The 25,415-nt window shown below is 65.2% G+C and carries 30 protein-coding genes; 24 read left to right on the top strand and 6 right to left on the bottom strand.

Going from position 1 to position 25,415, the window contains the following annotated elements; genetic code table 11:
- Nucleotides 1–210: 210 nt before the first annotated feature.
- From FHS54_RS10490 to ndk, 3 genes are all read left to right on the top strand, one after another.
- Nucleotides 211–1,656, top strand: a complete 1,446-nt coding sequence (locus tag FHS54_RS10490) for a leucyl aminopeptidase (RefSeq protein ID WP_167303772.1) — start codon at nt 211–213, stop codon at nt 1,654–1,656.
- Nucleotides 1,657–1,660: 4 nt separating this feature from the next.
- On the top strand, nt 1,661–2,098 hold the full coding sequence (locus FHS54_RS10485; RefSeq protein ID WP_167303771.1) for a DNA polymerase III subunit chi: 438 nt from the start codon (nt 1,661–1,663) through the stop codon (nt 2,096–2,098).
- 94 nt (nt 2,099–2,192) lie between these two features.
- A complete protein-coding gene (ndk, locus tag FHS54_RS10480) occupies nt 2,193–2,615 on the top strand; it encodes a nucleoside-diphosphate kinase (protein WP_167303770.1) in 423 nt (140 codons plus the stop codon).
- 90 nt (nt 2,616–2,705) lie between these two features.
- On the opposite strand, the gene FHS54_RS10475 is transcribed toward ndk, so the two are convergent.
- The 5 genes from FHS54_RS10475 to FHS54_RS10455 all read right to left on the bottom strand — a co-directional run bounded on the left by FHS54_RS10475 (nt 2,706) and on the right by FHS54_RS10455 (nt 7,950).
- Nucleotides 2,706–3,560, bottom strand: coding sequence for an SDR family oxidoreductase (locus tag FHS54_RS10475; protein WP_167303769.1), 855 nt, complete (start codon nt 3,558–3,560; stop codon nt 2,706–2,708).
- A 46-nt stretch (nt 3,561–3,606) separates the two neighbouring features.
- Nucleotides 3,607–4,302 (bottom strand): tRNA (guanine(46)-N(7))-methyltransferase TrmB, encoded by a 696-nt coding sequence (gene trmB / locus FHS54_RS10470; protein WP_167303768.1) that lies wholly within the window; start codon nt 4,300–4,302, stop codon nt 3,607–3,609.
- A 181-nt stretch (nt 4,303–4,483) separates the two neighbouring features.
- The gene (gene metK / locus FHS54_RS10465; protein ID WP_167303767.1) at nt 4,484–5,689 is read right to left on the bottom strand and encodes a methionine adenosyltransferase; all 1,206 of its coding nucleotides are present in this window, start codon (nt 5,687–5,689) and stop codon (nt 4,484–4,486) included.
- A 58-nt stretch (nt 5,690–5,747) separates the two neighbouring features.
- Complete coding sequence (gene lnt / locus FHS54_RS10460) at nt 5,748–7,304, bottom strand: apolipoprotein N-acyltransferase (protein ID WP_167303766.1); 1,557 nt, start codon at nt 7,302–7,304, stop codon at nt 5,748–5,750.
- 10 nt (nt 7,305–7,314) lie between these two features.
- Nucleotides 7,315–7,950 carry a YqaA family protein gene (locus FHS54_RS10455; RefSeq protein ID WP_167304391.1) on the bottom strand — a complete coding sequence of 212 codons (636 nt, stop codon included), beginning with the start codon at nt 7,948–7,950 and terminating at the stop codon, nt 7,315–7,317.
- A 123-nt stretch (nt 7,951–8,073) separates the two neighbouring features.
- Between FHS54_RS10455 and FHS54_RS10450 the strand changes: the two genes are divergently transcribed.
- From FHS54_RS10450 to FHS54_RS10395, 12 genes are all read left to right on the top strand, one after another.
- Entirely contained in the window at nt 8,074–8,820 is a 747-nt protein-coding gene (locus tag FHS54_RS10450) for a hypothetical protein (protein WP_208404886.1), read from the top strand.
- 99 nt (nt 8,821–8,919) lie between these two features.
- Nucleotides 8,920–9,567 carry a glutathione S-transferase family protein gene (locus tag FHS54_RS10445; protein WP_167303765.1) on the top strand — a complete coding sequence of 216 codons (648 nt, stop codon included), beginning with the start codon at nt 8,920–8,922 and terminating at the stop codon, nt 9,565–9,567.
- Nucleotides 9,568–9,710: 143 nt separating this feature from the next.
- Nucleotides 9,711–10,322, top strand: a complete 612-nt coding sequence (locus FHS54_RS16440) for a hypothetical protein (RefSeq protein ID WP_167303764.1) — start codon at nt 9,711–9,713, stop codon at nt 10,320–10,322.
- 457 nt (nt 10,323–10,779) lie between these two features.
- A complete protein-coding gene (locus FHS54_RS10435; RefSeq protein WP_167304388.1) occupies nt 10,780–12,078 on the top strand; it encodes a DNA-packaging protein in 1,299 nt (432 codons plus the stop codon).
- A 60-nt stretch (nt 12,079–12,138) separates the two neighbouring features.
- Nucleotides 12,139–12,477, top strand: a complete 339-nt coding sequence (locus FHS54_RS10430; RefSeq protein WP_167303763.1) for a hypothetical protein — start codon at nt 12,139–12,141, stop codon at nt 12,475–12,477.
- A gap of 186 nt (nt 12,478–12,663) precedes the next feature.
- Complete coding sequence (locus FHS54_RS10425) at nt 12,664–13,791, top strand: phage portal protein (protein WP_167303762.1); 1,128 nt, start codon at nt 12,664–12,666, stop codon at nt 13,789–13,791.
- 23 nt (nt 13,792–13,814) lie between these two features.
- Nucleotides 13,815–14,135 (top strand): DUF6127 family protein, encoded by a 321-nt coding sequence (locus FHS54_RS10420; protein WP_167303761.1) that lies wholly within the window; start codon nt 13,815–13,817, stop codon nt 14,133–14,135.
- Nucleotides 14,132–14,527 carry an HK97 family phage prohead protease gene (locus FHS54_RS10415; protein ID WP_167303760.1) on the top strand — a complete coding sequence of 132 codons (396 nt, stop codon included), beginning with the start codon at nt 14,132–14,134 and terminating at the stop codon, nt 14,525–14,527. Before FHS54_RS10420 ends, FHS54_RS10415 begins: the two co-directional genes overlap by 4 nt.
- Nucleotides 14,528–14,593: 66 nt before the next feature.
- Nucleotides 14,594–15,709: a phage major capsid protein gene (locus tag FHS54_RS10410; RefSeq protein WP_167303759.1), complete on the top strand. Its 1,116-nt coding sequence runs from the start codon at nt 14,594–14,596 to the stop codon at nt 15,707–15,709.
- 41 nt (nt 15,710–15,750) lie between these two features.
- Nucleotides 15,751–16,323, top strand: coding sequence for a head-tail connector protein (locus FHS54_RS10405; protein WP_425057309.1), 573 nt, complete (start codon nt 15,751–15,753; stop codon nt 16,321–16,323).
- Entirely contained in the window at nt 16,320–16,526 is a 207-nt protein-coding gene (locus tag FHS54_RS10400; RefSeq protein ID WP_243855731.1) for a hypothetical protein, read from the top strand. The genes FHS54_RS10405 and FHS54_RS10400 overlap by 4 nt, the downstream gene beginning before the upstream one ends.
- Nucleotides 16,523–16,930, top strand: a complete 408-nt coding sequence (locus FHS54_RS10395; RefSeq protein WP_167303757.1) for a DUF3168 domain-containing protein — start codon at nt 16,523–16,525, stop codon at nt 16,928–16,930. The genes FHS54_RS10400 and FHS54_RS10395 overlap by 4 nt, the downstream gene beginning before the upstream one ends.
- Before the next feature lie 30 nt (nt 16,931–16,960).
- Here FHS54_RS10395 and FHS54_RS10390 read toward each other — a convergent pair whose 3' ends face one another.
- The gene (locus tag FHS54_RS10390; protein WP_167303756.1) at nt 16,961–17,278 is read right to left on the bottom strand and encodes a hypothetical protein; all 318 of its coding nucleotides are present in this window, start codon (nt 17,276–17,278) and stop codon (nt 16,961–16,963) included.
- Nucleotides 17,279–17,335: 57 nt separating this feature from the next.
- Here FHS54_RS10390 and FHS54_RS10385 point away from each other — a divergent pair, with 57 nt between their 5' ends.
- The 9 genes from FHS54_RS10385 to FHS54_RS10345 all read left to right on the top strand — a co-directional run bounded on the left by FHS54_RS10385 (nt 17,336) and on the right by FHS54_RS10345 (nt 25,320).
- Nucleotides 17,336–17,743, top strand: coding sequence for a phage tail tube protein (locus FHS54_RS10385; protein WP_167303755.1), 408 nt, complete (start codon nt 17,336–17,338; stop codon nt 17,741–17,743).
- On the top strand, nt 17,740–18,063 hold the full coding sequence (locus tag FHS54_RS10380) for a gene transfer agent family protein (protein ID WP_167303754.1): 324 nt from the start codon (nt 17,740–17,742) through the stop codon (nt 18,061–18,063). The genes FHS54_RS10385 and FHS54_RS10380 overlap by 4 nt, the downstream gene beginning before the upstream one ends.
- Complete coding sequence (locus FHS54_RS10375; RefSeq protein ID WP_167303753.1) at nt 18,060–18,254, top strand: phage tail assembly chaperone; 195 nt, start codon at nt 18,060–18,062, stop codon at nt 18,252–18,254. Before FHS54_RS10380 ends, FHS54_RS10375 begins: the two co-directional genes overlap by 4 nt.
- Nucleotides 18,255–18,494: 240 nt before the next feature.
- Complete coding sequence (locus FHS54_RS10370; protein WP_167303752.1) at nt 18,495–19,046, top strand: tail tape measure protein; 552 nt, start codon at nt 18,495–18,497, stop codon at nt 19,044–19,046.
- Nucleotides 19,043–21,373, top strand: coding sequence for a DUF2460 domain-containing protein (locus tag FHS54_RS10365; RefSeq protein WP_167303751.1), 2,331 nt, complete (start codon nt 19,043–19,045; stop codon nt 21,371–21,373). The genes FHS54_RS10370 and FHS54_RS10365 overlap by 4 nt, the downstream gene beginning before the upstream one ends.
- Nucleotides 21,370–22,185, top strand: coding sequence for a DUF2163 domain-containing protein (locus tag FHS54_RS10360; RefSeq protein WP_167303750.1), 816 nt, complete (start codon nt 21,370–21,372; stop codon nt 22,183–22,185). The genes FHS54_RS10365 and FHS54_RS10360 overlap by 4 nt, the downstream gene beginning before the upstream one ends.
- Nucleotides 22,182–22,586, top strand: a complete 405-nt coding sequence (locus FHS54_RS10355) for a C40 family peptidase (RefSeq protein ID WP_167303749.1) — start codon at nt 22,182–22,184, stop codon at nt 22,584–22,586. Before FHS54_RS10360 ends, FHS54_RS10355 begins: the two co-directional genes overlap by 4 nt.
- Before the next feature lie 8 nt (nt 22,587–22,594).
- On the top strand, nt 22,595–24,793 hold the full coding sequence (locus FHS54_RS10350) for a phage tail protein (protein WP_167303748.1): 2,199 nt from the start codon (nt 22,595–22,597) through the stop codon (nt 24,791–24,793).
- Nucleotides 24,794–24,816: 23 nt separating this feature from the next.
- Nucleotides 24,817–25,320, top strand: coding sequence for a DUF2793 domain-containing protein (locus FHS54_RS10345; RefSeq protein ID WP_167303747.1), 504 nt, complete (start codon nt 24,817–24,819; stop codon nt 25,318–25,320).
- The last annotated feature ends 95 nt before the right edge of the window (nt 25,321–25,415 follow it).

The raw sequence follows: 25,415 nt of genomic DNA, 5'->3' as shown, positions 1-25,415 counted from the left end.
AGGAGAAATCGTGCAAAGGGTCGGTGCCTCTTCAGGGGCGCTTCTTTGCCCGCCTATCGCACCGCTTTGCCCAAGCCGCAATCTTTCGTCATCCTTCTTTTACAGGAAATCGGGCGAACGGCTTTGCCAGACGGGGCAAGCGACATTATCTGACGGTGACAGGATCGCGCATCCCGACCGACAGACAAGACAGATAAGTAAGGACCCTTGATGGAAATCGCGTTCAGCCCGCTACGTCCCGACGCCGACACTCTGGTCCTGGCCGTGGCCAAAGGGCGGCTTGACAGCTTGCCAGTCGATGCCGCCGCCACCCTGTCGGCAGGCGCAACGGCGGCACGCTTCACGGGTGAGGCAGGGTCGAGCTTTGAAAGCTTTGCGGATGAAGGCGGCAAGGTCGTGCGGATCGTGCTGCTGGGCATCGGTGGTGGCAGCGATACTGATTATGAAAAGGCGGGCGGCGCGCTGTCGGCGCGGCTGCTGACCAGCGGCGCTTCCCATGCGGCGGTCGAATTTCCGGGCGCTGTGAGCGGCGAGAATGCTGCGCGCCTGGCCTTTGGCGCATTGCTGCGCAGCTGGCGCATCGACACTTATCGCACGCGGCAGAGCGAGAAGGCGAAGCCGACGCTTAACAAGCTGACGCTGACCGGGACTGACGGGGCGGCGGCGTGGGAGCGGTGGTCGGCGGTGGCCGATGGCGTCGCCTTCACGCGGGAACTGGTCGCTGAACCGGCGAACATCCTCTATCCTGAAAGCTTCGTCGAACGCTGTCGTCATCTTGAGCAGTTGGGCGTCAAGATCACTGTCCTGGACAAGTCGGCGATGGCTGACCTTGGCATGGGTGCATTGCTGGGCGTAGCGCAAGGGTCGGTGCGCGAACCGCGCCTGATCGCGATGGAATGGGACGGCACCGGGGGTGCTGTGGACAAGCCCCTGGTCTTCGTCGGCAAGGGCGTCACTTTCGACACTGGCGGCATCTCCCTGAAACCCGGCGCGGGCATGGAAGATATGAAATGGGACATGGGCGGCGCAGGCGCGGTCGCAGGCGCGATGAAGGCGCTGGCCGGTCGCAAGGCGAAGGCGCGCGTCGTCGGCATTTGCGGGCTGGTGGAAAACATGCCCGACGGCAACGCGCAGCGGCCCGGCGATGTCGTCACATCGATGTCGGGCCAGACGATCGAGGTCATCAACACCGACGCCGAAGGCCGCCTTGTGCTGTGCGACGTGATCACCTGGGCGCAAAAAACCTATGCGCCTGAGGTCGTCATCGATCTGGCGACGCTGACGGGCGCGATGATCGTGGCGCTGGGCGATCAATATGCCGGGATATTCGCCAATGACGACGAATTGGCCGACGACCTGATCGCCGCTGGCAAGGCAGCGGGCGACCAGTTGTGGCGCTTTCCGCTGTCCGACGCTTATAACAAGCTGATCGACAGCCCCATCGCCGACATGAAGAATATGGGCGCGCGTTATGCCGGATCGATCACGGCGGCGCAGTTCATCAAGCGTTTCGTCGATGATGGCGTCAAATGGGCGCATCTCGACATTGCCGGCATGGTATGGGCCGACAAGCCAGGCGCGACCTGGGACAAGGGCGCGACCGGCTATGGCGTACGCCTGATCGACAGGCTGGTGGCCGACAAGTTCGAGAAATAGGGCGGTGCAGGTCGACTTCTACCAGTTGAACAAGGACCCGGTGGACCAGGTGCTGCCCGCCATCGCGGCGCGCATCCTGGGCATGGGGGAGCGGCTGCTGGTCGTGGCGGCAGATGCGGCGCAGCTTGGCCGCATCTCCACAGGCCTGTGGGCGGGGCCGCCCGAAAGCTTCCTGGCGCATGGCCGGGTGGGAGAAGGCGGCGAATCGGTTCAGCCTGTGCTGCTGTCGCAGGATTGTGCCGCCGCCAATGGCGCGCGCCATGTCGCGATCGCAGACGGCCTGTGGCGCGACGAGGCGCTGGATTTTGAGCGCGCATTCTATTTTTTCGATGCGACAACCGTCGATGGCGCGCGGGAAAGCTGGCGCGCGCTGGCCAAGCGGGAAGGCGTCACCCCTCGCTTCTGGCGGCAGGAAGGGCGCAAATGGGTGCAGGGGCCGTGACATCCGGGACACGGATAACGCCCCTTGCGGCGGCGGACTGGCCGGTCTAAAGGCCGCGCCATCCTTTCCCAGATATTCGGAGCTTTTGAGCCTCATGGCCGTCACCCGCACTTTTTCGATCATCAAGCCCGACGCGACCCGTCGCAACCTGACGGGCGCCGTGACCAAGAAGCTTGAGGAAGCGGGCCTGCGGGTCGTCGCGTCCAAGCGCATCCGCATGAGCCGCGAGCAGGCCGAAGGCTTCTACGCCGTTCACAAGGAACGCCCCTTCTTCGCTGATCTGGTTGCCTTCATGATCTCCGGCCCGGTGGTCGTGCAGGTTCTGGAAGGTGAAGACGCCGTGAAGCGCAACCGCGACATCATGGGCGCCACCAACCCCGCCAACGCTGACGAAGGCACGATCCGCAAGGATTATGCCGAATCGATCGAAGCCAATTCGGTCCATGGTTCGGACAGCGAAGAAAACGCCGCCATCGAGATCGCCTATTTCTTCAAGGCTGAAGAAATCGTCGGCTGAACCTTGCTGGCAAGGCAGATGAAGGGGCCGGGGGCATATGCCCACCGGCCCTTTTTCTTATGTGCGCCATAGTCTTTATGAGGATGGCGATCAGCCATTCACGATGATGCCGCCATTGGGGTGGAGCACCTGGCCCGACATGTAGCTGCTGTCATCGCAGGCGAGGAAGAGAAAGGCCGGGGCAACTTCGTTGGGCTGGCCGGGGCGGCCCATGGGTGTCGATTCGCCAAAATGTTCCAGCTTTTCCCTGGTAGCGCCGCCGCTGGGATTGAGCGGGGTCCAGATGGGACCGGGTGCTACCGCGTTGACGCGGATGCCGTCCTTCACCAGATTTTCCGACAGGCTGCGGGTAAAGGCGGTGATCGCTCCCTTTGTGCTGGAATAATCAAGCAGTTCCGATGAGCCTTGATACATTGTGACGCTGGTGCAGTTCACAATGGCGGCACCTTTTTTGAGATGCGGGCGGGCGGCCTGCGTCAGGAAGAACATGCCGAAGATATTGGTCTGGAAGGTGCGGCGCAGCTGCTCTTCCGTAATATCGGTAATGTCCTGATCGGGATGCTGTTCGCCGGCGTTGTTGACCAATATGTCCAGGCGACCGAAACGTTCGATGACCTGGGCGACGGCTTCATCGCAAAATGACTTTTCACCAATATCCCCGGCTATGGTGAGCGCCTTACATCCTTGGGCTTCCACAATCTGGGCGGTCTTTTTGGCGTCGTCATGTTCGCACAGATAGAGGATCGTGATGTCGGCCCCTTCGCGCGCATAGAGGGCGGCGACGGCGCGACCGATCCCGCTGTCCGCGCCGGTGATCAACGCGACCTTGCCCTGAAGGCGGCCAGAACCGGGATAGCGCGGCTCCCATTCGGGTTTGGGCTCCAGCTTGCTTTCGTGGCCGGGCAGGCCGTCTTCCCGGATCATTTCTTCGTGATTGTCGGACATGAGCGAGTCTCCTTCGCCCAGTCCAACGTGCCACGGGCGTAGGGGTTCAGCGCCGCCGGTAGCGGAAATACCACACTTCATGGTCCAGACGACGGGCTTTGGCCTCATAGCGGGTTTCAGGCCAGCCGCCGGGACGGACCAGGAAATCCTTGGGCTCCTGCGCCAGCCATTCGAAATCGGGATGACCGTTCATAACCATCAGCGCCCAGCGCAGATAGACAGGGTGGTCGGTGCCGAAACGGAACTCGCCACCGGGCTTGAGTTTCCGCGCGATCATTGCGACGGGGCCGGGGTTCATCATCCGGCGCTTGGCATGGCGCGCCTTGGGCCATGGGTCGGGATGAAGGAGGTAGACGAAGCTCAGGCTGCCGTCGGGTATGCGGTTGAGCACCGAAAGTGCGTCGCCCATGTGAAGGCGGACATTGCCCAGCGCATTGTCGCGGACATGGGCCAGCGCGGTGACGACGCCGTTGAGGAAGGGCTCGCAACCGATGAAGCCATGGTCGGGGAGCAAGTCGGCGCGGTAGGCGAGATGTTCCCCGCCGCCAAAGCCGATTTCAAAGTGCAAGGGGCGGTCATAGCCGAAAAGGCTGGCGGCGCTCAGTTCGCCTTCTTCCGGGACGGAAAGGGCGGGCAGGAGCGTATCGACCAGTTCCTGCTGGCCTGCGCGCAGCTTATGGCTCGAATGGCGACCGTACAGACGGTTGAGAGTCGTGGGGTCGCCGGATTTATGCGCTGTCATGGCACGCGCCGATAGCGGTGGCGGACCAAGGGAGCAAGCGGGCTATTCAGCGGCGCGGTTGTCGCGCGATGCCGCCACTATGCCAAGCAGGAACGTCGACCCATGCAGAATAGCGACATGAATGAAAACGGCGCGCAAGGGCTGGGAGCCCCGCGCGCCGTATCCGTCAGCTTTGGACGCCTTAGAGCGCGGCCTTGAGCCGGTCCACGAGGTCGATCTTTTCCCAGGGGAAGAAGTCGCCTTCGGCCTTGCGGCCAAAATGGCCATAGGCGGCGGTGGGGCGATAGATGGGCTTGTTGAGGCCCAGATGCGTGCGGATGCCGCGCGGGGTGAGGCCGCCCAGTTCCGTGATCGACTTGATCGCTTCTTCGATCTTCGCATCATCGACGCTGCCGGTGCCGTGCGTATCGACATAGAGCGAGAGCGGTTCAGAGACGCCGATCGCATAAGCGAGCTGGATTGTGCAGCGGCGCGCGAGGCCCGCGGCAACGATGTTCTTCGCAAGGTAGCGGGTGATGTAGGCCGCCGAACGGTCGACCTTCGTCGGGTCCTTGCCCGAAAATGCGCCGCCGCCATGCGGCGAAGCACCGCCATAGGTGTCGACGATGATCTTGCGGCCAGTGAGGCCCGCGTCACCATCAGGCCCACCGATTTCGAAGCTGCCGGTGGGGTTGATGTGATAGACGGTTTCATCCGAGAGCAGGTTGGCCGGAAGGACTTCTGCGACGACGCCCTTCACATATTCCTTAAGCTCGGCTTCCTTGACGCCTTCGTCATAGCCCTTGCCATGCTGGGTCGAGACGACGATCGCGGTCGCGGCGACGGGTTTGCCATGTTCGAAACGCAGTGTGACCTGGCTCTTGGCATCAGGTTCAAGGAAGGGCGCGCGGCCAGAGTGGCGGTCATGCGCCATCTTGGCCAGGATCTTGTGGCTGTAATCCAGCGTCGCGGGCATGAGGTCGGGGGTTTCGTCACAGGCGAAACCGAACATGATGCCCTGGTCGCCCGCACCTTCATCCTTGTTGCCGCTGGCATCGACGCCCTGCGCGATGTGCGCGGACTGGGCGTGCAGATTATTTTCGAAGCGAAGGCTTTCCCAATGGAAGCCTTCCTGCGCATAGCCGATGCGCTTCACCGTTTCGCGGACGGTGCGTTCAATTTCTTCCTGCGCGCCCGGTGCCCATTCGCCATTTTCATAGACGCCCTTGCAGCGGATTTCGCCCGCCAGCACGACCAACTGGGTCGTGGTCAGCGTTTCGCAGGCGATGCGCGCTTCGGGGTCCTTGGACAGGAACAGGTCGACGATGGCGTCGGAAATCTGGTCCGCGACCTTGTCGGGGTGTCCTTCGGAAACGGATTCCGAGGTGAAGAGATAGTTGCTGCGCATGGGACTCCCGTTAGCAGGCTGGCTTGAAAGGCGACATAAAGAAAAGTTTATGTGGCTATTAGCTTCTCACCCTGCCCATGGCAATGGCCAGTCCGATCAGCAGGATCGTGAACGCGAAGGCGGCCCAGTTGCCGAGGCGAGAGAAGAGCGTAGGACCCAAGGCTGGGGGCAGGCCAGTGTCGAGGAAACCGGCGCGTTGAAGGCCAAGCGCATGTTGCACATGGCCGCGGGCGTCGATGACCGCCGAAACGCCGGTAGGGGTGGAGCGGATGATCGGGATGCCTTCTTCCACCGCGCGGAGACGAGCCTGGGCGAGGTGCTGGACAGGACCCCAGCTGCCGAACCAGGCGTCGTTCGACGGATTGAAAAGGAAGGCCGGGCGGTTGGCGGCGTCAATCACCTGGCCGGAGAAGATGATTTCGTAGCAAATCTGCGCGCCCATCTTGAGTTCTGGACGTCCCAGAGTTGCGGGCAGCGTCAGACTTTGCGGGCCGGGGCCGGGCCAGAAATCGGCGTCTCCCGGAACTAGCCGCGACAGTCCGATCGGCTGGAGCAGTGCGCGCAGGGGCAGATATTCGCCAAAGGGGACAAGATGCGCCTTGTCGTAGCGGCCCAATATCCGGGCGTGGGGTGACACGATCCAGAGGCTGTTGTTTGCGCCTGCCAAGGCGTTGGTGACGATGCCGCCCTGATCGACCTGCTTGAAATAGACTTTGGTGCCGCCGGTCATCAGCAGGTCGCCAGGGCCGAGCAGCGCGGCGATGCTGGCGCGCCATTGCGGTTCCATGTCGAGATAGGCGGGGATTGCCGCTTCGGGCCAGAAGATCAGGCGCGGGTCCGGGCGGGGCTGGCCGGACAAGGTGGCGAGGGTGCGGAAATGAGCTTGTTCAAGCTCTGGCGAATATTTCTCATCCTGGCCGATGTTGGGTTGCACTACCCGGATGCGTGGCGCGCCAGCCGGAGTGGGGGGCGCATGGGCGATGATGCCCCAAAGGGCGCAGGCGAGCAGCGGGGCCGTGATGGCTGCGGCAGGGATGAACCGACGTTGCGCCGTGAGCAGGATCGCTCCTGAAGCGAAGATGGCGAGCGCGCCAAGGCCGTAGGTGCCGATGAGGGTCGAGGCGATAGCGATGCCGGTGGGCAGCAGCGTGACCCCGAGCGGGTTCCACGCGAAGCCGGTGAGGACAACGGCCCGGAGCCATTCACTGGCGACCCAGCATGCGGCGAAGAGGAAGATGAAGGCGGTATGTTCCTGCCTTCGTAGGGATAGGCGGCTCCTTAGCCACCAGCCTATCAGCGCGGCGAGGCCGGGATAGATGGCAAGATAGAGCGACAGGAGGATCACCGCGCCATAGCCGAACCAATGCGGCATCGCGTCCTGAAAGGTGAAGGCGTGAGCGATCCAGTTGAGGCCGAGGGTGAAATGGCCAATGCCGAACAACCAGCCGCGCTGGAAGGCGGATTGCCGATCCGGGGCGCGATCGACGAGCAGGATGAGCAGGGCGATGCAGGCCAAGGTGACCGGCCACAGCTTCAACGGTTCGAACCCGGTCGCCGACAGGAATCCCGCGAGCAGCGCGGTGGCTTTGGGAAAGCGGGTGGCGAGGTCTTTCATTGTGCCGGTGTCAGTGGAGCGTCGCCATGGTGGCGTTGCTGCACTTGTCGTCCTTGGTGCCGCCGCCCGACAGCATCGAAGCGGCGAGGAATCCGCCTACCAGGAGGACGATGAAGGCGGCGGACAGGAGGGCGAGATATTTTTCGATGAATGCCTTAATCGGCCGTCCGAATTTCCAGAATAGAAAGCCGACCAGCATGAACTGGAAGGCGCGGGACAGGATGCTGGCCCAGATGAAGGTGAAGAGAGAGAGGCCGATAAATCCGGCTGTGATAGTGATCAGCTTGAAGGGGATTGGCGTCGCGCCCTTCACCAGGATGATTTCGGCGCCGTAGTCGCGCAGGTAGCAGGCGGCGACGGGGAATTTTGCGGCGAGGCCGAGCGTGTCGAGAATTTGCTGCCCGAGCGCTTCATAGAGGAAATAGCCGATGGCGTAGCCCAGAAGGCCGCCAAGAACGGAAGCGAGGGTGCAGATGATGCCGAAGCGGAGCGCGCGTTCGGGGCGGGCGAGGCACATTAGGCCCAGAAGTGGATGTGGGGGGATGGGAAAAAAGCTGGATTCCATGAAGGAAACAACGAAAAGCCAGCGTTCGGCATGGGCGTGGGCGGCCTTTGCCAGCGTCCATTGATAGAGCTTTGTAAGCATCGCGGCGGGACTAGCCGAGATCGTTTCCGACCGCCAGAGCTTTTGGCGGGCGGTGATGATGATGCGCTGGCTTGATTGGGCGGGGGTCGTGCCGGTAAGGGTTGGCCGCGAAGGAGATCGGGAATGCAAGGGGTGCGCGAGCGAGGGGGTGGCCTGTTGTTCGCGTTGCTGCTTCACGGCCTGCTGTTGCTGGCGCTGCTGACGCTGGCCCCGCACCCTGAACAGCTGCGGGAGGACATGCGCCAGTTGGTGACGTTCGACGTGGCCCCCGGACCTGAGGCGAAGAAGGAAAAGGCTGAGCAGAAGGCGGAGAAGCGCAGCGAGGAAAAGGAGCGCGCGCAGCCGCAGCGGGAGACGCCGCCGCCAGATCGCCCCGTGGAAGCGGTGCGCCCGCCCATCGTGCAACTGCCATCGCCCTTGCCCTTCCTGGTGCTGGAAAGCGCGCAGATGGCGGCGGCCGACATTGGGCGCATGCCCCGGAAGGCCGAGGCGGACAGCGCGGCCGGGCAGGGCGATCAAGCGGCAGCGGCGGCGGGTCCGGGCGAGGGGCCGGGCGGCGTCCAGCTGTTCGAGGCGGAATGGCACAGGCGGCCCACCCATGCGGAACTGGCAACCTATATTCCCGGCAATGCGCCCGCGCAGGGATGGGGGCTGGTCGCATGCAAGACGGTTGACGATTATCATGTCGAAAATTGCCAGGCGCTAGGAGAATCGCCCGCCGGGTCGGGCTTTGCCCGCGCGGTGCGGCTGGCGGCGTGGCAGTTTCTGGTGAGGCCACCGCGCGTCAACGGCAAGCCGATGGTGGGAAGCTGGGTGCGCATCCGCATCGACTATAGCCGGTCGAAAGCACCGGGTGGCGAAGAGGGGTGATCCGCCCGCGACCGATAACATAGGTTGCAATTTGATATCTAAATGTCATTCTGTCCATCGAGCCGCGATCAAGGCCAACCGTGATAGAGGAATGATGCGATGATCATATATGGAGCAAGACCGTCCCCCTTTGTGCGGAAGGTCATCATCTTCGCGGATGAGAAAGGCCTGTCGGCAGAGGTGATGCCGGGTGGATTTGGACAGGGGGGCGAAGCGTTCGCCAAGGCGTCCCCCTTTGGCAAGATACCGGCGTTTCAGGATGGCGATTTCCTGATCAGCGACAGCAGCGCCATCATAACCTATATGGATGCGGTTCAACCGGACCCCAATCTGATCCCGCTGGAGGCCAAGGCGCGGGCACGGACCATCTGGTATGATGAATTTGGCGATACGATCATTCAGGCGGCGGGCATGCCGATCGTGTTCAACCGCATGGTCGCGCCGCTGGTCAACATGCCCCAGGACCTGGACGCAGCGGCGCGCGCGGAGACGGAGAAGTTGCCGACCGTATATGATTATCTGGAGTCTGTGATACCCGATAGCGGGTTTCTGGTGGAGGATCGCTTCACCCTGGCCGACATCGCCGTCGCCTGTCCCATCATCACCGTCAACTATTGCAGCAGCGTGCTGGCCGATGGGCGCTGGCCCAAGATCAGCGCGTGGTTGCAGGGGCTGAGCGCGCGCCCGAGCTTTGCCCGCGCCCTGGCAGCGGAAGAAGATGCGTTGCGGAAGATGCGCGGAAACTAACCTATCTGGAACATTCTTCTTGACATCGTCACGCTGTTCAGGCAGATATGTCGATATTGGGAAATGTGAGTCGCCAAGGCGGCGGCGCGAACGGGCTGGTCCAGATGGGCCGGCCCTTTTGCGTTGGGCAAAGGAGGGGCAGCGTGGAGGACAAGGAGAGGGAGGGGAAGAAGACCGGGGGCGCGTCGCGCCGCTTCAGCGGGAAGGCGAGCGACGGCACGGACCGGGAATTGACCGTGCAGCGCAGTCAGGCCGGGAAGGCAGGAGCCAAAGCCCAGATACGCGCCGTGCGCAAGGATGGCTGGACGCAGGAACTGCGCAAGACCTTCATGGAAACGCTGGCCGCGACCTGCAACGTCAGCGAGGCGGCGCGGGCGGCGGGCATGAATCTGTCGAGCGCTTATTATCAAAAACGGCGTGATCCCGGCTTTGCACGGGAATGGGCGCAGGCGCTGAGCGTCGGTTATTCCGAACTGGAGGCACTGCTGTTGCGGGAGGCGCTGTTCGGCAGCGAGCAGGAAGAGGTGACGCTGGACGCGGACGGCATGGTGAAAAGCCGCAAGGTGAAGCGCGGCCATCCCCATATGGTGGGCATGCGGTTGCTGACCGCCCACGCCCGCCAGGCCATGGAAGCGCGCGCCGCGAACGAAACCGAAAGGCCGGACGGCGAGGATGCGGTGACGCGATTGCGGGCGGCGCTGGACGCGGTCCGGCGGCGCAGCGATGCCGCAGCGGCAGGGGAAGGATGTCCTTGACCCCGGCGAATGTCAGGATCGGACCACCGGGTGGAGCATGGCGGCAGTCAGTCGCGTGCAGCCAGCGCGTCTTTGAAAATGCGATTGATGATGACGGAACTATTTATAGCGGCAAACATTCAGTGCTTGGTTCGGAATAATTCATCCTGGGGCGCTTAAGTGCTCCGGTTTTTTTGTGCCTTGTTAAACCGTTGGCAACAAATAATTTTTTTGTAAAAATATGTCGTTGGATATATGGTAATTTCTATTAAACAGTGATCTTATCAATTTGCAGGTTATGCCTGCAGTGCGACCCAAACTGCTCCGCCTTTTCTTAGGCGGGGCTTTTTTTTGTTCAGACGGGCAAAAGTTGATCTACATTAATTCTGTGTAGCGATGCGGCGGAAATGTGGGTGGAAAGCGGAGCGGGGAGGCGATCGAAGTGGGGGGCATATCGGATTTCGAACGACTGGCCCTGATGCCGGTCGAGACACGCGATCGGATATTGGCCGGGTTGGACAATGCGGCGGCGCAGGCGCTGGCGCATGACTGGGGCTGGCTCGCGCGGCCAGAACAGCTGGCACCCGACGGAGACTGGCGGGTCTGGTTGATGATGGCGGGGCGCGGGTTCGGCAAGACGCGGGCAGGGGCGGAATGGGTGCGGGCGATAGCGGAAAGCGATGGCCGCGCCCGGATCGCTCTGGTCGGGGCGACGCTGGGCGAGGTGCGGTCCGTGATGGTGGAGGGACCGTCGGGCCTGCTGGCGATTGCGCCCTGGTGGAACCGGCCAGCCTTTGCCCCGGCGTTGCGACGGTTGATCTGGCCCAATGGGGCGATGGCGATCCTGTTCGGGGCGGCGGAACCGGAAGCGTTGCGCGGGCCGCAATTCAGCCATGGCTGGGCGGACGAAATCGCCAAATGGGCGGGCGGCGAGGCGGTGTGGGACAATTTGATGATGGGCATGCGGCTGGGGAATGAACCGCGCGTGCTGGCGACGACGACGCCGCGCCCGGTCGCTTTGGTGCGCAGGCTGGTGGCGCGCGACGGAGCCGACGTTGCGGTGACGCGGGGACGCACCGCCGACAATAGCGCGAACCTGGCGGATGGTTTCATCGCGGCGATGGAGCGTAATTATGGCGATACGCGGCTGGGACGGCAGGAACTGGACGGCGAACTGATCGAAGATGTCGAAGGCGCATTGTGGAGCCGGGACCTGCTGGAGCGATGCCGCGCGGTCCATGTGCCTGCTGGCAAGGACGGCGCGCCTCCGTTGTCGCGGGTCGTGGTGGCGGTCGATCCGCCCGCTTCGGCAACGGGAGACGCATGCGGCATCGTGGTGGCCGGGATTGGCCATGACGGGCGCGCTTATGTGATTGCGGATGCGAGCGTGGAAAAGGCGACGCCCGACGGCTGGGCGCGCGCGGTGGCGAGTGCGGCGGCGGCGCATGGCGCGGACAGGGTGGTGGCGGAAGCCAATAATGGCGGCGCGATGGTGGAAAGCGTGCTGCGCGCGGCGGAGGCGGCGTTGCCCGTGCGGCTGGTCCATGCCAGCCGGGGCAAGGCGGCGCGGGCCGAGCCGGTGGCGGCGCTGTATGAAGCGGGACGTGTGCTGCACCTGGGCGCATTCTGGCAGATGGAGGACCAGATGTGCGGGCTGGTGGCGGGGGGCGGCTATGTCGGTCCCGGCCGGTCGCCCGACCGCGCCGACGCGCTGGTATGGGCGCTGACCGAATTGATGTTGGGACGACGGGGTGACGCGAGGGTGCGGCACCTATGAGGAACCCGCAGCGGGAGGCTGGCGTATTATACAGGTGAATTTTTATAAGGAGTATCGGTCATGAAGCTGGCCAGGATCATGATGATAGCCGCTGGCGTGACGTTTGTAGCAACGCCGGTCATGGCGGCTTCACTGAGCAGCAAGGAACGGGCGCGCGTGGCAAGGGCCGCGCCGCGCGACCGCGATGATGTGCGCTATTGCCTGTTACAGGCGAAGAAGGGCCGCGATCGCGGAACCGTGATCGGTGCGGCGGGCGGCGTGGGTGTCGGCGCGATTGCGGGTGGAAGCCTGGGCGAATCCCTGCTGGCGGGTGCTGCGGGCGCGGTCGCCGGGCGCGTGATTGGCAAGAGCGAGGGCACCAATTCCACGTGCGACCGGGTGTTGCGGCGTAATCCCTGAGTTGAGGCGAGGGGGCTTCCTCTTCCCAAACGGCGAGAGCGAGGGGCACTAATTCCTGCTGAACCGCGATCTTTGAGTTGAGGCGAGGGGAGCTGCCCCCTCTCCAAGTTTCGCTAGGCAGCACGCTGCCAAGCTTCACTATCCTCTCCCCGATGGGGCGAGGATTTTTTTGTGGCGGGGGCTTTCATGAAATTCTTTGGGACGAAGGCGGCGCGGGGTTCCGCGCGGCCGGTGTTGGCGCGTGCCTGGGGTTCGGGCGCGGTGGCTTTGGGCGAATGGCCTGCTTCCTATGAGGCGCAGGTGCGATCTGGCGTGATCGGCAATCCGGTGGCGCAGCGGGCGTTGCGGTTGGTGTCGGAAGGGGCGGGGGCGACGGCCCTGACTGCCGCCGGGGTCGAGCCGGAGGAGGGCGCGCGGGCGCTGTCGCTGGTGACGTGCTGTGTCGGTGGGCAGGCGATGGTGGAGGTGCTGGCCAGCCATTTGCTGCTGCATGGCAATGGATATGTCCAGATAATCGCGGGCGCGGATGGGATGCCTGCCGAACTTTATGCGCTGCGGCCTGAGCGGGTGAGCGTGGAGGCCGACGCGCGGGGGTGGCCAGCAGCCTATCTCTATCGGGTCGGGGACAATGTGACCCGGCTGCTGCCCGAAGATGCGGCGGGGCGGACGAGCATCATCCACCTGAAGGCGCTGCATCCGCTGGACGATCATTATGGGTTGGGCTGTGTCGGCGCGGCGGCGGGCGCGGTGGCGATCCACAATGCCGCGACGGTGTGGAACAAGGCGTTGCTGGACAATGCGGCGCGGCCTTCCGGGGCGATGGTCTATGATCCGGGCGACGGGTCGGTGATGTCGCCGGAGCAGTTCGAGCGGGTGAAGCGCGAGATGGAGGTGGCCTTTTCCGGTGCTGCCAATGCGGGGCGGCCCATGTTGCTGGAAGGCGGGCTGAACTGGAGGGCGATGAGCCTGTCGCCAGCGGAGATGGACTTTGTCGGCCTGAAGGCGGCGGCGGCGCGGGAAATCGCTTTGGCTTTCGGGGTGCCGCCGATGCTGATGGGGCTGCCGGGCGACAATAGCTACGCCAATTATCGCGAGGCGAACAAGGCGCTGTGGCGGCAGACGATCCTGCCGTTGCTGGGCAAGATTTGCGGCGGATTGACGCAGGGGCTGCGCGGGTGGTGGCCGGGATTGTCGCTGGCGGTGGACATGGATGCGGTGCCTGCACTGTCGGACGAGCGGGCGGCATTGTGGGATCGCGTGGCCGGGGCGGATTTTCTGACGGCGGATGAGAAGAAGGCGATGCTGGGGATTTGATGTCGCGAAGGCGGGAGGGGCCGATGAAATATGATGGCGAGATGCTGGCGCGGCTGGTGGCGCAGGCGCAGGGCGTGCCGGGGCAGATGGACATGGTGATGATCCGCGCCCTGATCGAGGAAGCAAGCGAGCTGGGCGCGGGGCGGGCGCTGGAGCGGTTGGGCCTGGCCGACCGGGGCGCGGAGGGCGATGTGCGGGAATTGCGCGAACTGCTGTCCGCATGGCGCGACGCGAAGAAGGCGGCGCGGGGCGCTGTCGTCGGGTGGGCGGTGCGGATCGTCATGGCGCTGGTGCTGCTGGGCGTGGCGGTGAAGGCCGGGCTGCTGGGGATGATCCGGGCATGAGCGATGATGTGCGCTTTGCCGGATATGCGGCGGTGTTCGATCGGGTGGATCGCGGCGGGGACGTGGTGCGGGCGGGGGCCTTTGCAGGGGTGGCGGCTGGCGTGCCTTTGCTGTGGCAGCACCGTCCGGGCGATGCGATCGGCACGGTCGAGCGGATCGAGGAGGATGCGCGCGGGCTGCGCGTGATCGGGCGCGTTTCGGGGCGGACCGCCGCCGGGCGGGAGGCGGGGCGGGCCTTGAAGGCGCGCGCGGTCGATGGGTTGTCCTTTGGCTATCGGGTGCGGGAAGCGCGCGGGGCGGGCCCACGGGAATTGCTGGCGCTGGAGGTGGTGGAGGTGAGTGTGGTCACGCATCCGATGCAGCCGCTGGCGCGGGTGATTGCTGTGGAGTGAGGTGCGTTCCGATTTCTTTGAGGTTCAGGCGGTCCATTCGGGCCGCCTTTTTTGTGGGAGTGGTGAATGACGGACCAGTTGGAAGCGAGCTTTGACGCGGTGGTGCAGGGTGAGCGGATCGAGGCGATGGAGGGGGAGATTGCGGCGCTAAAGGGCGCGCTGTTGCAGCAGCAGCGTCCGGCGTTGGACGGGGTGAAGGGCGGTGCTTTCGATCCCAAGCGGGCGGCTTTTGTCGATCGATATCTGCGGCAGGGGCATGAAGCGGGCGTGGAGCTGAAAAGCTTTTCGGGGGCGAGCGGCGGCGCGGGCGGCTATGCGGTGCCGCGTGAGATCGACCAGATTATTGATGCGACGCTCAAGAGCATCTCGCCCATTCGCGCGATCGCCAATGTGGTGCGCACGGGCAGCGCTGGATATCGCAAGCTGGTGACGTCGGGCGGCATCGTGTCGGGATGGGCGAGCGAGACCGGCGCGCGGGCGGAGACGGCTACCCCCGCCTTTAACGAGATCGTCCCGCCATCGGGCGAGCTTTACGCCAATCCGGCGGCGAGCCAGGCGATGCTGGACGATGCGCAGTTCGATGTCGAAAGCTGGCTGGCGATGGAGATCGCCCGCGAGTTCGCGGCGGCGGAGGGCGCGGCGTTCGTCAACGGCAATGGCACGAACAAGCCCAAGGGGTTCCTGACCTATACGACGACCAATGAGGCGGACAGCGTCCGGGCCTTTGGATCGTTGCAATATGTTGCGTCGGGGGCGGCGGCGGGCTTTGCGGCGACGAACCCGCAGGACAAGCTGATCGACCTGGTGCAGAGCCTGCGCGCGCCCTATCGCCAAGGTGCGAGCTTTGTCATGAACTCCGCGACGCTGAGCGCCATCCGCAAGATGAAGACGGATGACGGCGCGTTCATCTGGCAGCCGTCGCTGAGCGCGGGGCAGCCCGCGACGCTGCTGGGCTATCCGGTGGTGGAGGCCGAAGACATGCCCGACATCGCGGCGAACAGCCTGTCGATTGCCTTTGGTAATTTTCAGGCGGGCTATGTCATTTCGGAGCGCAGCGAGACGAGCATCCTGCGCGATCCGTTCAGCAACAAGCCGTTCGTGCATTTCTATGCGGTCAAGCGCATCGGCGGGGCGGTCGCCAATAGCGAAGCGATCAAGCTGATGAAGTTCGCCGCCACCTGACACGGGCGGTTTTCTGGTTTGTGCATTGGGGGAGCGTCTTCGTGGCGCTCCCCCTTTTTATGTCTGGAGGGGCGATGGTGCTGGTGCGGGAAGAGGCGGGGGCGCCGGGCGCGTCGCTTGGCGAGTTGAAGGATTATCTGCGGATCACGGGGGACGGTGAGGATGCGCTGCTGGAGGCGCTGCTGCTGAGCGCGACGGGGCTGTGCGAGCAATTTGTCGGCCAGTGGCTGATGATCGGCGAGGCGCGCGAGACGGTGCGGGCGGACGGCGGCTGGCAGCGGCTGACGGCAAGGCCGGTGATCGCGGTGCTGGGCGTCGACGCGGTGACGCCGGACGGCGAGGCGGAGGCGCTGCCGGTGGAGGATTATGCCGTCGATATTGATGCGGCAGGCGATGGATGGGTGCGAGTTCATCTGGCGGGCGAACGACGGGTGGCGGCGGTGCGGTATCGCGCGGGGCTGGCCGAGGAGCCGGACGGGCTGCCCGGAGCTATCCGACAGGGAATTGTCCGGCTGGCGGCGGAGCATTTTGCCGCGCGCGGCGGCGACATGCCATCCCCGCCCGCCGTGGTGAGCGCGCTGTGGCGGCCATGGCGGCGGATGCGGTTGGCATGAAGGCCGCGATGCTGGGGCGGATGATCCGCATGGTCGAGGCGCGGGCGGAGCGCCGTCGCCGCGCGGTGGCGAGTGCGGCGATCTCCGCTGGCGTCGAGGACGCGTGGGTCGAGGGGGAGAGCGTCAGGCTGACTGGGCGGGGCCTTGTGCGCCGATGGATGAGCGATCTGGGCCTGCGTGAGGCGGGGAGGGGAAGCGGATGAGCGCGGAAGTGACGGTGCGGGCGGCGGTGATCGCCGCGTTGAAGGCGGACGGGGGCCTGATGAGCCTGTTGAATGGCCTGTTCGATGGACAACCGGCGCGCGCGGCCCCGCCCTTCGCGGTGATGGGTGAGTGTATTGCGAGCGATTGGGGCGCGAAGGGCGTCGATGGGCGCGAATTGCGCCTGACCATCAGCCTGCACGATGCGGGGGACATGGCGGGAAGGATCGGGGCGATGCTGGCCCGGATCGATCCGGTCATGCAGGCGCTGGACATGGCGGGCGAAGAGTGGCGCCTCGTCAATGCGAGGCTGATCCGGTCGCGATTGTTGCGGACCGGCGCGCGGGACGGCGATGGCTGGCGCGCGGTGGTGGACTATCGGCTGCGGGCGGTGGCGCAGGACTGATCTGCGGTTGGGAGCAGGTCGTCGCAGTCGTCAGCGCGAATAATCTTCATATTCGCCGGTAATCTTGTCGACATATTCGGACACTTGATCGTCGGCGTCGGCCTGCGCGTCTTTTTCCGACAGGCCAATCGCCTTGCCGTCAGCCACCAGGGCGACGTGGAAGGCCGCTTCCTTGTCGCGACACTTCGCCTTCAGCGCGGATTGAAAGGCGCTGACGGTCATTTTCTTGTCGAGCGAAGGCTGCACCTGGGCGGCCAGGCATTGAGTGAAAGCCTTGCGTCCAGCGCCGACAGCGTCGCCCGACTGGGGGGCGGCCAGCAGCATGATGAGGGGAATGGCGGAAAGCATCTGATCCTCTCCAAAAATCCCGATTCTGACACGGTTTATCTTACAGGAGAATGCTCCATGGGCGTAGAAAAAGGAAGCGCATTTCTATTGAAGGTGGGTGATGGCGGGGGTCCGCCAGTCTATGCCACGGTCGCTGGAATGCGCACGACGCAGCTGTCGGTGAACGGCGAAGCGGTCAATGTCACCAGCAAGGATTCCGGTGGCTGGCGCGAATTGCTGTCCGGCGCGGGCGTGCGGTCGGTCAGCGTGTCGGCGGCGGGGATTTTCACCGGATCGGCGGCAGAGGTGCGCATCCGCAACCATGCGCTGTCCGGCACAATCGACGATTATGAATTGAGTTTCGAAAGCGGCGAGCGAATGCGCGGCCGTTTCCTGGTGACGCGGCTGGACTATGCCGGGGACTATAATGGCGAGCGCAATTATGCGCTGAGCCTGGAAAGTTCCGGCCCGGTGGTGTCGGAATGAGCGGCGTGAGCGAAGCGCCCAACGGCGCGCGGGGCGAGGCGGCGCTGGATCTGGCGGGCGAGCGGTTGAGGCTGCGGCCAAGCTTTGCCGCGCTGGTGGCGGCAGAGGAAGAATTGGGGCCGTTGTTCGACCTGGTGGACCGGGCGGCGGACGGCAAGCTGTCGCTGTCCGACATGGCGGCGCTGTTCTGGCATTGCCTGGTCGATCCGCCGCAGGGACTGACCCGCGATGGGCTGGGCGAGGCGATTGTCGAGGCGGGGCTGGCGAAGCTGTCGCCGGTGCTGCGCGGCATATTGAAGCAGATTTTGGGGGGACGATGAGCTTTTTCAAAACGGCGGCGCGCCTGGCGGGCGTCGCGGGATGGCTGCTGGGCTGGCGGCCTGACGAGTTCTGGCGGTCGACGCCGGTCGAGCTGGAGGCGGTGCTGCGCGCCGCGCGGGGGGAGGATGAGCCGGATGCCGGAATGGATGCGGGGGAGCTGGAGCGGCTGAAGGGGATGATGCCGGATTGAGGGGCTGGGGGTGGCCCCGGTTTCTCGACTTCGCTCGAAACGAACGGGTTCACTTCTTTGGCATGTGGAAGGGAAGGGAAAGAGAAGGGGAAGAGAAGGGGAAGGGGGCGGCTTCGACAAGCTCAGCCCGAACGGCTGTGGGTCAGCCCCAACGGCTGTGGGTAAGTGGGTTGAGGGACAGGCCCTCCCCCAACCCCTCCCTGAAGGGAGGGGCTTTTTTTGGTGTGTGGGAGGCGCGGGATGGACGAGGAAATCGAGACGCTGGTGGTGCGGGTGCGGGCCGACACGCAGGGGCTTTCGCGGGATGTGGATGCGATGCGAGGCGAGTTGGAAGGGCCGTTGGCGAACGGGGCCGAACGGGCCGGGCGGCGGATCGAGCAGGGACTGTTGCGCGCGGTGCGGTCGGGCCGGTTCGGCTTTGAGGAACTCAAGCGCGTGGCGTCGTCGATACTGGAAGACATTGCCGCTGCGGCGGTGCGGTCGGCGGCGAGTGGCATGGGGGGAACCGGCGGCACGCTGCTGACACTCGCTTCGGCGGCGCTGGGCCTGCCGGGTCGGGCGACGGGCGGGCCGGTGACGCCGGGGCGGGCCTATATGGTCGGCGAGCGCGGACCGGAAATGTTCGTGCCGACGGCGAGCGGGCAGGTGGTGCCGAATGGTGGCGGCGGTGCGCGTGACGTGCGGGTCAGCATCGCCGTGTCGGGCCGGGGTGAGGGGCAGGAGGGACACCGGTTGCTGGCGCGCAGCGCGCGGCAGGTGGCGCGGGCGGTCAGGGGAGCGCTGAACGGATGAGCGGACTGGATTACTGGCTGGCGGATACGCGGCGGGGGCAGGAGGCGCGGCACATGAAGCGCTTTGCGCCGACGCATTGGACGGTGAATTTCCCCCGGCCAATGATGGCGAGCGTCGTCACCACCGCGCCGGACGCTTTGCGTGTGGATGCGGTATTTTACGGATCGGGCGACCTGGCGGGGCTGATCTGGGAAGCGGAGGACAAATGGAGTCATCCGCTGCTGGCCTATGAGACGGCGCGGGACTTTCGCGAATGCGTGCTGCGGTTCCGGTGGCGCAGCGGCGGGCTGAGGCAGTTGGACGAGACCCATGGGCCGACGCTGACGGTCGAGGGCAGGGACGAGGCGGGCAATCCCCGTTCCTGGTATGTGCGATTGTGGAACTATGCCGATGGCACCGCCGAGGATGCGTGGGTCACGCTGGATTTTTCGGATATGGACGGCGGGTTCCTGCTGCCCGGAGAAGCCGATCCGGTCTGGGCCGGGGATGTCGACCGGATGTTCATTTCCATTGCGCCGCCGGACTATGATGCGGGGACGGTCGTCTTTGGCGCGGCGGTAGAGGGGTGGGCGGAAGTCAGCGGCATAAGATGCGATGGGGCGGGTTCCGTCCTGAGCATTGGCGACGTGATGGTGCCCGAACATGGCCTGTCGATGGCGACCGGCTATGACGATTGTTTCAACCAGACGCCGGAACGGATCGTCGCGTCGATCCATGCGCTGGGCTATCGTGGCGACATCAACCATTATGTCGGCATGAGCCATTATTTCCGGCTCGAACCCCTGGGCGGCGGCCATTATGTCAGCCTGGCCGGTGGCGTGCTGAACACGCCATGTGCCGCGTGGAATGCCGATTTCGCGCGGCGGGCCAAGGCGATGGGGATGGGCGTCATCTGGTCGCTGTCTTACGAGCTGTTCGACGCCCATTGCTGGAACGACTGGAAGCAGCGGGCCGAAAATGGCGATCCGGCGCTGACGGGATGGTCGCCCCCTTCGACGCTGTTGTCGCCCGCGCATGATGGGGCAATGAGCTATTTGCGGCTGGTGGCGGGGGCCTTTGTTGCCATAGCCTTGGCGGCGGATATTGCGGTCAAGTTTCAGGTTGGCGAGCCGTGGTGGTGGGTGATGCCCGCCGATGGACGCATCTGCATCTATGATGCTGCGGCACGGGCGGCCTTTGGCGGCAGTCCGGTGTCCATTCCCGATATTCGCGGGACGCTGAACAGTGGGCAGAAGGCTTTGCTGGATCAGGCGGGGGCGATGCTGGCGGCGTCTACTGCGGCATTATGTGCGTGGGTCAAGGGGGTCGCGCCGGACGCGGTGACGCTGTTGCTGGCCTATCTGCCCACGGTGCTGGACCCGCTGGCGCCCGAGGCGAAGCGGGCGAACATGCCGGTGGGATGGGCTTTCCCCGCATTCGATGTGCTGCAGCTGGAAGATTATGACTGGGTGACGGAAGGGCGGGCGCGCCTGACCGCCAAGGGCATCGACCTTGCCACCCAGAGGCTGGGCTATCCGGTGGCGGAGCAGCATTATTTTTCCGGCTTCGTATTGTTGCCGGAGCAGGCGGGGCAGTGGCAGCGGATCGCCGATGCGGCGGACGCGGCGGTGAAGCGCGGGACGGCGGCGACGTTCGTGTGGGCGTTGCCGCAGGTGGCGCGGGACGGCTTCACCTGTTTCAGACTTTATGGGGAAGAGGATATGCAAGCCTTTGACGATGTGGCCTTTCCGCTGAGCATCGGGCGGGAGGCGAGCCTTGCCCCCGCTTTTTCCACGCAGATTGTCGAAAGTCCGTCCGGGCATGAGCGGCGCAGCAGCGATTGGGCCGATGCGCGATTGTCTTTCGATGTCGGGCCGGGGGTGCGGTCGGAAGCGGACATCGCGACGCTGATCGCTTTCTTCCGTGCGCGGCGGGGGGCGGCGCGCGGCTTTCGGCTGACCGATCCCTATGATGACCGTAGTTGCGCGATTGGGGGGATGCCCGGTCCGTTGGACCAGCGGCTGGGCATCGGCGATGGCGTGCGGGCCGAATTTCCGTTGCAGCGATATTATGGCGACGGCGAAGAGGCGCAGGCGAGGCGGATCACGCGTCCCGCGCCGGGGAGCATTCGGGTCGCGGTGGACGGCGTGGAGGTCGCCGACGGGTGGAGCCATGCGGGGGCGGGCGTCATCGCTTTCGATGTAGCGCCTGCCGATGGCGCGGTGCTGACGGCGGGGTTCCGGTTCGACGTGCCGGTGCGATTTGCCGAGGACAGGATCGACATCAACCGCGCGACTTTCGCGGCGGGCGAAGCGCCTTCGGTGCCGTTGGTGGAGATCAGGGAATGAGCGGGCTGGAAGGGTTGGAGAAGCCGCTGGCGACGTTGGCCTTTTGCTGGCGGCTGGAGCGCCGGGACGGGGTGACGATAGGGCTGACCAGCCATGACCGGGACCTGGAGATCGGCCACATACGCTATCGCGCCGCGCCGGGGATGATGCCGTCCGCGATCCATAGCCGGATCACGGCGGAAGGCGGCGATACCGATGTGGAAGGCGCTCTGGTCGCCGACGCGATCAGCGAGCGCGACTTGATGGCCGGGCGCTGGGACGGGGCGGCGCTGGAGTTGCGGCTGACGGAGTGGGAAGCGCCGGGCGTCCTGTGGCTGCTGCTGGCGCGGGGTGAAATAGGCAGCGTCGCTTGCCGGGGTGGGGCTTTCACGGCGGAGCTGGTGGGCGCGATGGCGGCGTTGAAAGCGCCGGTCGCGCCATCGACGTCGCCCGATTGCCGGGCGCAGCTGGGGGATGCGCAGTGCCGTGTCGATATGGCGGGGCGGCGCAGGATCGTGGCTGTGACCGGGGTGGAGGATGCGGTCGTGAGTGTCGCTGGCCTGACGGCGGGGGCCTATGGCTATGGCAGCCTGCGCTGGTTGACAGGCGCGAACGGCGGGATGGTGCAGGCGATCATCGACAATGGCGAGGACGCGCTGACTCTGGCGGACGCGCCGCATTTTGCGGTGGAGGCGGGGACGATGGCGCTGTTGACGGAAGGGTGCGACCGGCAGCTGGGAAGTTGCGCCACGCGCTTTGGCAATGCTGCGAATTTCCGGGGGGAGCCTTATCTGCCGGGGACGGACCTTTTGACGCGCTATCCCGGCGCATGAGCGGGGAGAATAAGGCGGCGCGCATCGTCGCCGCCGCGCGCGACATGGTGGGCGCGCCCTTTCGCCTGCATGGCCGCAGCGTGGCGCAGGGCGTCGATTGCGTGGGGCTGGCGGTGCTGGCTTTCGCAGCGGCTGGGCATCAAGGCGCGCCGCCGCGTGGATATGGGCTGCGGTCGGGGGATGAAGACCTGGCCCGCGCCTGGCTGGCGCAGGCGGGGCTGGCCGCTGTGGCGAAGGGCGAGCCGGGCGATCTGGCGCTGGTGCGGCCGGGGCCGCTGCAGTTGCATCTGATGGTGGTGGTGCCGGGGGGCCATGTCCATGCCCATGCGGGGCTGGGGCGCGTGGTGGAGATGCCGGGGGAGTCACCCTGGCCGGTGATCGGTTACTGGCGAACAATATAGGAGGCGAGATGGCGACTATCGTGCTGACGGCGCTGGGCACGGCGATTGGCGGGCCGTTGGGCGCCGCGATCGGCGGATTGATCGGCAACAGCCTGGACCAGGCGGTCCTGTTCAAGCCCAAGGGCGTGGAAGGACGGCGACTGGCCGATTTGCAGGTCCAGACGTCCACCTATGGCGCGCAGATGCCGAAAATATTCGGAAAGATGCGGGTCGCGGGCACGGTGATCTGGGCGACGGACCTGAAGGAGAAGCGGAAAAAGAGCGGCGGCGGCAAGGGGCGGCCCAGCGTTACCAGCTATAGCTATTCGTCCAGCTTCGCGGTCGCGTTGTCGGCGCGGAAGATCAAGGCGGTGCGGCGCATATGGGCGGACGGCAATCTGCTGCGCGGCGCGGCGGGGGATTTCAAGTCGGAACTGGGCGCTTTCCGGTTGCATATGGGCGGAGAGGCGCAGGCGGTGGACCCGCTGATCGCGTCCGCGCAGGGGCTGAGCCAGACGCCTGCGCATCGCGGCATCGCCTATGTAGTGTTCGAGGACCTGCAACTGGCGGACTTTGGCAACCGGATACCGTCGCTGACCTTTGAGGTGGAGGCCGATGACGGCGCTGTCGGCATCGGTTTCATCGCGCAGCATCTGTGCGGCGGGCTGTTGAGTGCCGGGGGTCTGGGCGACGTGGACGGCTTTGCGGCGGGCGGGACGGATGTGGCCGATGCCATCATGCCTTTGGCGCAGGCGCACGACCTTGCCTTTATCGACGGGGAAGCGGGCCTGCGGCTGGCCGGGACGGTCGCTGACGAGGAGGACGAGGCCGAGCTGCGCCAGGCCGATCTGTGTCAGCGGGTCAACGGGCGAAAGCTGGACCCTGCCGAACGGGCTGGCGCGGCGGCGGAGGGCGTGCCGGTGGCGCTGTCGCTTCGCCATTATGATGCGGAGCGGGACTATCAGGCCGGGGTCCAGCGGATCAGCCGACCCGGCCCCGGCAGGGTGGAGCAAGGCATCGACCTGCCAGCGGTGCTTTCGGGCGGCGCGGCGCGGTTCCTGTCGGCGCGGCGGCTGGCCCATGCGTGGGCTGGGCGATCGACCATCATGTTGCGCTGTGGCTGGGATGCGTTGCGCCACGATGCTGGCGATGTGGTGCGGGTGGAAGGCGCGCCTGGCCGGTGGCGGATCGAGGAGAGGGAATGGGAGGCGATGGCGGTGCGCCTGACCCTGCGGCGGGTGCCGGGCGGGGAGTCGATGCTGCCGCCGGGCGCTTCTTCTGGAGCGGTTGTGCGGCAGGAGGATGCGCCGCATGGCCCGACGACGCTGATGCTGGCCGACCTGCCTTTGATAAGGGATGGTCTGGTTTCCAGTCCGGTGATCGTCGCGGCGGCCAGCGGTGGCGCGGGGTGGCGGGGCGCTGCGCTGTTTGCGATGGGCGCGACGGGCGAAGCGACCCCTGTGGGCCGGACCGCGCCTGCCGCCGTGATGGGCCGGGTGGACGAACTGTTGCCGCCGGGCAGCGCGGCGATGATCGATGAGCGCCATTCCCTGCATGTCACCTTGCTGGCAGCGGAATGGGAACTGGGCGATGCCGATGAAGCGGCCCTGTCGCTGGGCCGAAACCTTGTTCTGGCAGGGCGCGAGCTGATCCAGTTTTCGCGCGCGGTGCAGACCGGGCCGCTCAGTTTCCGCCTGGACGGGTTGCGGCGTGGGCTGTGCGGAACCGAATGGGCGATGGTGGGGCATGAAGCCGATGAGCCTTTCCTGCTGGTCGAAGAGGACAGGCTGGTCGAACCTTTCGTAACGCAGAGCGGGATCGAAGCGGGCGCTGCGCTGCGTCTGGCCGCGATTGGCGTCGGCGACGCGGAACCATCCGAAGCGGTGCTGACCGTAGGCGGAGAAGCGCTGGTTCCGCCGTCGCCGGTTCATGCTGGAGCGGTCCCTGACGGAGGAGGCGGATGGACCGTCACATGGACGCGGCGGAGCAGGGGCGGGTGGCGATGGCTGAGCGGGTCCGATGTTCCGCTGGCCGAGGAAAGCGAGCGATATGAAGTGAAGGTGCTGGACGGTGACGCGCTGGTCCGCCGGGTGGAAACGGTGTTTCCGGCCTGGACATATGATGCCGCCATGGTCGCCGCCGACGGGGGCGGGGAAATGGCGGTCGAGATCCGGCAGATCGGATCGTTCGCCATGGGGCGGGCGACCAGATTGCAGCTTTCGCTGTGAAACTTTGGACAGGATATTGAACTATGACGACGGACGTGACGCCCCGATGGGCATTGCCGCAGCTTTTTTCGGGACAGGCGCAGAAGGAAGTCTTTCATAATGAGGCGCTGGCGCGCATCGACATGCTGTTACACGGGCAGGTCGAAAGCGCCGATGAGAATGCGCCGCCATTGGACCCGGACACCGGGGATTGCTGGATCGTCGCGGCTGGGGCGACCGGGGCGTGGGCCGGACGGGAGGACGCCGTTGCCTGCTGGACCGAAGGCGGATGGCGATTTGCAGCGCCGCGCACAGGATTGTCCATGTGGGTCGCCGACCGAGGGAACAGCATGCACTATCTGGGCGGCGTCTGGCAGGACGCAGGTCTGGGCGCAGAGGGGCTGTATGTAGATGGCGTGCGTGTGGTTGGGACCCAGGTCGCGGCAATTACTGATGCCGCCGGAGGCGCAACTGTCGATAGTGAAGCCCGAAGCTGCATCAACGCTATGCTGGCGGCCATGCGGCACCATGGACTGATCGCGCCGTGACTTGCGCGGCCGCCATTATTACATGAAGGGCCTTTTATATTAGCTTCGACGCCGGGACGTTCGCGATTGGTGATGTAAAAACGCAACAGTTCCGG

Source organism: Sphingobium vermicomposti (assembly GCF_011762025.1).
Classification (GTDB): domain Bacteria; phylum Pseudomonadota; class Alphaproteobacteria; order Sphingomonadales; family Sphingomonadaceae; genus Sphingobium; species Sphingobium vermicomposti.
Note: the sequence above shows the minus strand (reverse complement) of the source record. Positions and strands in the feature narration are given on the sequence as shown.